6 protein-coding genes are annotated in these 6220 nt (G+C 62.0%); 3 read left to right on the top strand and 3 right to left on the bottom strand.

Annotated features, from left to right (window positions below):
* Positions 1-227 precede the first annotated feature (227 nt).
* Entirely contained in the window at positions 228-1544 is a 1317-nt protein-coding gene (locus ABZW96_RS37035; RefSeq protein WP_355081496.1) for a restriction endonuclease, read from the bottom strand.
* 1139 nt (positions 1545-2683) lie between these two features.
* On the bottom strand, positions 2684-3493 hold the full coding sequence (locus ABZW96_RS37030) for a hypothetical protein (RefSeq protein WP_355081494.1): 810 nt from the start codon (positions 3491-3493) through the stop codon (positions 2684-2686).
* Positions 3494-3621: 128 nt separating this feature from the next.
* Between ABZW96_RS37030 and ABZW96_RS37025 the strand changes: the two genes are divergently transcribed.
* The 3 genes from ABZW96_RS37025 to ABZW96_RS37015 all read left to right on the top strand — a co-directional run bounded on the left by ABZW96_RS37025 (position 3622) and on the right by ABZW96_RS37015 (position 5394).
* Positions 3622-3978: a hypothetical protein gene (locus tag ABZW96_RS37025; RefSeq protein WP_355081493.1), complete on the top strand. Its 357-nt coding sequence runs from the start codon at positions 3622-3624 to the stop codon at positions 3976-3978.
* Positions 3979-4112: 134 nt separating this feature from the next.
* Positions 4113-4742 carry a hypothetical protein gene (locus ABZW96_RS37020; RefSeq protein ID WP_355081492.1) on the top strand — a complete coding sequence of 210 codons (630 nt, stop codon included), beginning with the start codon at positions 4113-4115 and terminating at the stop codon, positions 4740-4742.
* A gap of 58 nt (positions 4743-4800) precedes the next feature.
* A complete protein-coding gene (locus ABZW96_RS37015) occupies positions 4801-5394 on the top strand; it encodes a hypothetical protein (protein WP_355081490.1) in 594 nt (197 codons plus the stop codon).
* 418 nt (positions 5395-5812) lie between these two features.
* Here ABZW96_RS37015 and ABZW96_RS37010 read toward each other — a convergent pair.
* Positions 5813-6220: hypothetical protein (locus tag ABZW96_RS37010; protein WP_355081488.1), on the bottom strand; the 408-nt coding region annotated here is incomplete at its 5' end.

Raw genomic sequence — 6220 nt, 5'->3', positions numbered from 1 at the left:
GACAGGCCAATCCTAATCCGGCATAGACCTGGAAAAGGCTTGCACGAGATCACGACGATGCGTGCCGTACAGGATATGGCCCGATCACCCAGCCTTTTAGAACGACCGACCAGCATGAGTTAGCGAAGATCCCGTGCCGATCCCCTCAACACAAGCACACACAGCGAGCCCAGTGGACAGATCCGCGGCTCTGACCGACCAGAGCCGAAGCAACGTAAAGAGGAGCTTTACAGAGTCAAGGCGATACCGAGGTGCTTTGCCATCGCCTCGACCAGGCCATCACCGTCAATTAATTGAATTCGCCTGTGTCGGACGGACGATGCACGAGCAGACGGCGTGAACCGAGCTGTTGTCACGAGGATGCCCTCATCGAACCCCCTGCGAGCCACGAGGTCCACGAATGATAGGACCGTGCCTGCTCCTATCGCGTTGCTTACGTGCTTGATCTGAACGACGCGAATCCTGTGCTCCGATGAGTCATCGGTCAGAACAAACTCTTCGCCCGTATCGACGGGGCTTGGGGCAGGCGAGCCCCAGCCCATCTTCGTAAACAAGGCTTGAGTCATCACCTCAAGGTGAGCGGAACTTATTTTTCGCAAGTTCGGAGGGTGGCGATGCAGGAAAGGGTACCGGCCCCGAACTGCATCGATCTTGTAGCCTGCAGCGATATTACTCGACCAATCCTCGTCAGGCACATAACTTGAAACGTGCCTCAAATCGAGTCCGGTATCACCCCACCATATCCCGCGCTCAGACTCGCGTTCATCGACCTCGACGCCATCCAACTCGTCGGTGAAACCACTCTTGCCTAGTTGGAACTTCACCTCCGACTCGGAAGCCCCGCAGCACCATTCGATGACGATGTCCCTCGACCAGTGCGACCACGTGTGCGCCAAACCGTGTGTAGTTCCTATCCGCCGCAATATGCCGGGCCTCCTCAGCAATCGACTGAAGACGAGGTCACGACGCCGCGCTCCGGCAGCGTCGAAGCTTCTCGACCAACTGTGCAGGTAGGCCTCTTCACTCTCATGGGTTGAGTCAGGATGGTCGTGCCAGATCGCGTCATAGTCGCCGTCGTCGGATGAAACGGTGCGCAACGAGAAACCAGATGGCACCCGTAGGACTAGACCAGCGGTCGACAAGGAATCAAGGAGCACGAGCAGTCCGTCTTTGAGACTGCGGGGACGCAGCCCTGGAACGCCCCGTAGTCCACCATAGTCATGGTCGTGGTATGGCAGGAGTCGGTGAACAACCGCGTACGCCATTGCGGGATGCGGCTCGAGCCGCAGGAATCCCTCCTGCACGGAGTTGGCCTTTTGGATCCCTAGTAGCGCTCCGTCCAGTTGGCTATCACCAAACGCTTCAGCCAGTTCGCACGCCGCAATGGCTTCGAGTCTCCTCTGATCCGTGGTCGCCGCCTCGGGCACCGGCCGTTGCCGACTGATCAGCCCCTGATCGAACCACCTCTGACTCTCGACGTAGCTCGCACCGGTCGCAGCAGAACACATTCTTGCCGTCTGCGCCCTGTTCGACGACTTAGTCATGCCATTCTCCAAGTGCCGCAGTCTCGCGGCGTGAGGACCGATAGGGCCGATGGCCCGCAGCGAGAACACTGACCAAGCGAGCACTCAAATCCGCTCGTTGATCCGAATCACAGTCTTCCACCAAGGACTTCGCCGTACGCACGATCACTATTACACGAACGGCCCTTGTCAGGACGACAACGCAAGGCACCAAGACCATGAGCGAGGTAGTTCCGAGCGCGGACATGCCACATCCTCCGTGCTGTCCGGCTCAGCAGCCAGAGGCAGGTACATGCATCCTGCGCAACTAGTCGGCTTCTCTGCACACGTATGGAGGGTAAGCGTCCTTGAGACTCGTTGCAGGACATGCCGGATACCCACAACATCGAGCCGCGCCCCCGTGCTGGGCACCACCGGAATATAGCCGATCGATGCGGATCCGCGACAGCCCGGGATGCCGACCCCATCTGCCAGATTTCCGGTGGCGGTCAGTTCATAGCCCTTCAACACCTTTCGAAGGCGGGCTTGGCATCTGCCTCGACCTTATACCGGCAACAGGTGGTAAGTCGCACAAAGCTGTGGCTTCTCACCTTTAGCCGCTAGCGACGTGGCCGACTGCGCCCCACCGACCGCGACGCTCGGCCCCGGGTCTTCGAGATCGACTTGCTTGGTGCAGAGAAGCACCTCGAATTTTAAGCGAGGCCCGATCCGGCGGGTGATCACGGTGCTGGTCGCCGAGTCCCGCGCGGCGGGGCTGACCGGTCGGCAGGTGCGATTACTCAACATCATGGGCCACCGTCCCGAGGAATCTCCCAGCGCCGCCGAGCGGTGCCGTTCAAAGTCCTACGCCCATACCGTCCTCGGTGCGTCCGCTTCGACCGCCGGCACCGACGAAGACCCGAGTGTTTACGTCGGTGATGCGTCCGCACCTGCAGGCCCTCCTGCTTCCACAACCGATGGACCCGTTTGCGGTCGACCCGGTGGCCCTCGTCCAACCGCGTCGCCGCCCATGCCCGACGGAACCCGTGGCAGTGGCAAACCATGCTCGTCTCGGTGGTGCGGAGACACGGGCGCCGAGCAGGTCGGCGGCTGGAGCGCGGGGCCTAGCGTGGTGCGGCGCGTGAGGGATTCGGTCATCACAATCCTTTACTCTCGTAGGATCAGAGATGCGACGTCGCGCGCTGGTCGTACAGAGTGAACGCTTCGTTGACCATGAGCATCGCTGCACTGGCCGCCTCGACGATCTCATTCGGGTCGGCCTCATGCTTGCTGTACTGCCTACCGTCGTCACCGACGAATGTGCTGGTCGGCCGCCGCAGAAGAGTCGGCCAGCTCAGGCCATGTGCGTGGCCGGACTGGGTGCACCACAACTGCGTGATGCGCCGTGCGGTGTCGCCGTTGCCAGGGGCGAGATGCTCGGCCGCGGCCTCGATGACACTGGTTTCCGTCGGCTTATCCTGGCTTCGGAGGTTGAGACCCAACTTCTGAAGGGCGACCTGCTTCAACTCGTCCATTTCGGACTCGACGTGGTCACGAGCCGCAATCGCCGTCGGGTCAGTGGGATCGGGCGGGCTGACTCTCACGAACTTCACCAGATTGCGCATGTCCTCGAACGCCGCCCACAGCGCACGCTCCTGACGCTTTCGCCTTTCATTGGGGCTCAGAATCCATACCGTTCGGGATGCCGCGAGCAGCGAGGTACGTGCGAGGGTGAAGTAGCCGAGCGGCCGGTATCCGACGTTGTCAATACCGTCAATCATGAGACGCAGGTGCTCGGACCCAGCCACCAAGCCTTGCCGAGCGTAGAGATACACAGGCCGCTTCGAGTGGATGCGGTCATCTCCAAACATGGGGCTGGACGGTGCCGCAACATTCGTACCTTCGAGCCAGCCGCGCCATACGATGGTGGCCTGACGGACCTTTTCGAGCCGGACAGTCCACTCGGGGCTGAGTTCTACGCTGCTGCTCATAAGTACGGCACCCTATCCGCGGTCACTCGCTTTCCGCGCGAAGTTTTGATCCTGCCCTCGACTCGCGGGGCGACACGCGGGCAACCCGTCCTGACGCGGTTCACTTGCAGCTACTAGAGTGCGAACGGATGTTCGAGGAATGGGCCGATCAGTTCGATCCGCCCTCGTACCATGTCATCGATCCACCGCGTCGGGTGATGATTGACCTCGGCCAGTTTATTCTGGCACCTGAGAGCTTCGCCAGGGGTGTTCCGCTGCGTGTCCGAAACGGGGTTGTCGTTGACCGGGAGTACACCAGTGCTTTGCACGCCTGGGCGCGAACCTCTTCGGGCGGATGGATCGCGTTCGTGACGTGCGTGGTGTTGACCGGCAACGGAAAGGGGCGGATCTGGATGCGGCAGTGGTGTTCGCGGCAGGCGGTGTCCCTACCCGACGACGAGCAGCGGCCCTCAGAGCGACAGGGCCGCCCTCGCCAAGGACGCTAGCTCGGGTGCGCCCGAGGTCGTTCCGGCCGCCACGGCGCTACGGTTCAACGTCCAGGAACCCCGCTCCAGGCAATGGCGTCGCGGAGGAGTGAAGCTGGGCGGAAATCGCTTGCGCGACCTGGCATCCTCATAGCGTGAAGGCAGACGGTATCGCCGAGGAGATTCTCGCCTACTCGGCAGCGCTCAAGTTCGAGGTCGAGACATTAGCGCGCTGCTTCGCGGGGAATCGCTTCTTCGATGACAAGGACCATTTTCGGCATGCGCACTTCGGCTACCTCATGACATGCATGGCGCAGGTCGATGTCCTGTCAGTGTTCGAGCAGGGCTCGCTAAGAGGCGCACCACAGACGCGGCGGATGACGGATTTCCTGGGCCGCTACATGCACGTGGGAGGCCCAGAGGAGCATCGCGCGGCGCTCGAGTTGTTCAGGCACAAGCTGATGCACCTCGGCAGACAGGCGTTCGTGCGCGACAGTACGACCAACATCGCCTACACCTGGCGCCTCCAGTTCACCGACGTCGACTCGATCCGGTTGCACCACTTCACACTCAGTGTCCTCGACCCGACGACCGAGCCTGAACTTGTGTCGTTTGTGCCGAGTGTGCCGTCGGCGGTCAAGGCACTCAGTATCCATCTGCCCTCGCTGGCCGACGACATCCACCGAGTCAGCGAGTCGTATGTGACCGCCATGCTCGCTGACGTCGGACTCCGACAGAAGGCCGAGAATGTATATCCCGATATTCGTTTGCAGTCGTTCGCGTAGCTGGCTGTACTAAGGCCCGCATCTGTCAACTTGGCCGTCGCCGTGGATCGGAGAAGATATGGAGATCGGACACGATTCCGATATGAGGACCCTGGCGCTCGTTCTGATGGGTGAGTTCGCGAAGGTGCAGGACAGCATCGACGGCCTGGTGGGAATGTACTTCGCTCGCAGAACCCCGGGCATGCAGTGGTATCTGAAGCAGAAGGGGATACCTTCTCGTATTCGCGACTCGGAGCGTCCACGCTTGGTGGTCTCGATCGCGGCCGATCTGGGCACCACGAGTGACCTGTCCAACTTCACCGAGACCTACGAGCGACTGAAGGAAATAAGGGATTACACGGGCCACTCCGTGCGCGTTGACTTCTTGAATAGCGACACGATCGTGCTCACGAAGCAGTTCTTCCAGTCCGGCGGCGGAACACCACAACCGTCGCTGACAGTGACACGCCAGGAGTTGATGACTGGGCACCGGGACGCGCTGTGGTTGCTGCATCACGTGCACTACATCATCGCGTCGAGCGATCTGTCCGTGAGGACTTTCCTCGGCGATCGGGCGATCCGGTATGTCGAGCCGACTCCAAGTCCAGCCGAGTGGGACGAAGTCGCGTTTGTCTTCGTTGATGAAGTCGGAAGCACGACCGCTGGTAGATGACTCCTCACTGTCGGAACAGCCCCTGCACCACCCCTTGATGGGTCCCCGGCCAGGTCGAGAACATCAGTCCTCGTGCACCACTGGCCCTCTGAACCAGCGGTCCGCCTTATCGGCCAGCACCCGCTGCGGCCGCACCCGTGCCCGCCCGCGACCGAGTTCTCCACCATGCCATCTCGCCCGAGCGCGCGCGCTTCAACTGCCCATACCCAGTTTTGCTCGCTTCCGCACCGGCGACAGCGGTGCGGGAACCCCAGGACATCGAGGAGCAGTGTTGCTTTCCCCATGGACAAAGACTGCCATGCGCTCACGCCACGCCGAGTGCGATCGGCTCGATCCCGAACGCCATCACCTGCGCGTCGACTATGTCCTACTGCACCCCGAATAACGTTGCATCACTGAGCAAACGCGCTTCACCCCCTCATCGCCCCGGTTCGACGGGCCCGGCCGGCACGCCGATCACCACGGTCGACGTCGGCCCCGGCTCGGGCCGTGAGACGCCGAACCGCGGGCGACGCATGAACACTCGTGCTGGCGTCCCGTCGGCGTCAGTCGGTGGAGCGGCTCGCGTTCGTCCTGGCCGGTGCCGACAGGTCGGCCAGGACAGCCATCGCCGAAGCCGTTCTCGGCGTGCTGCTCTCGACACCGAATAGGCCATCGCGCGCTCACAGGGAGTCATGTAGCCGGCGGCCGCCGGGGCGGCGATGCCGGTCAGCACTTCCAGCGTCACACCCCGGTGGGCCGTGACCATCCCCTCGCGACTGGCGCCGACCGTGTGCGTCGTCAGAATCGACGACAGGTGCGGCTGGGCATGCACACCTGGCCTGTT

Origin of the sequence: Nocardia sp. NPDC004168 (assembly GCF_040610355.1) — a bacterium.
Lineage (GTDB): Bacteria > Actinomycetota > Actinomycetes > Mycobacteriales > Mycobacteriaceae > Nocardia > Nocardia sichangensis.
Note: the sequence above shows the minus strand (reverse complement) of the source record. Positions and strands in the feature narration are given on the sequence as shown.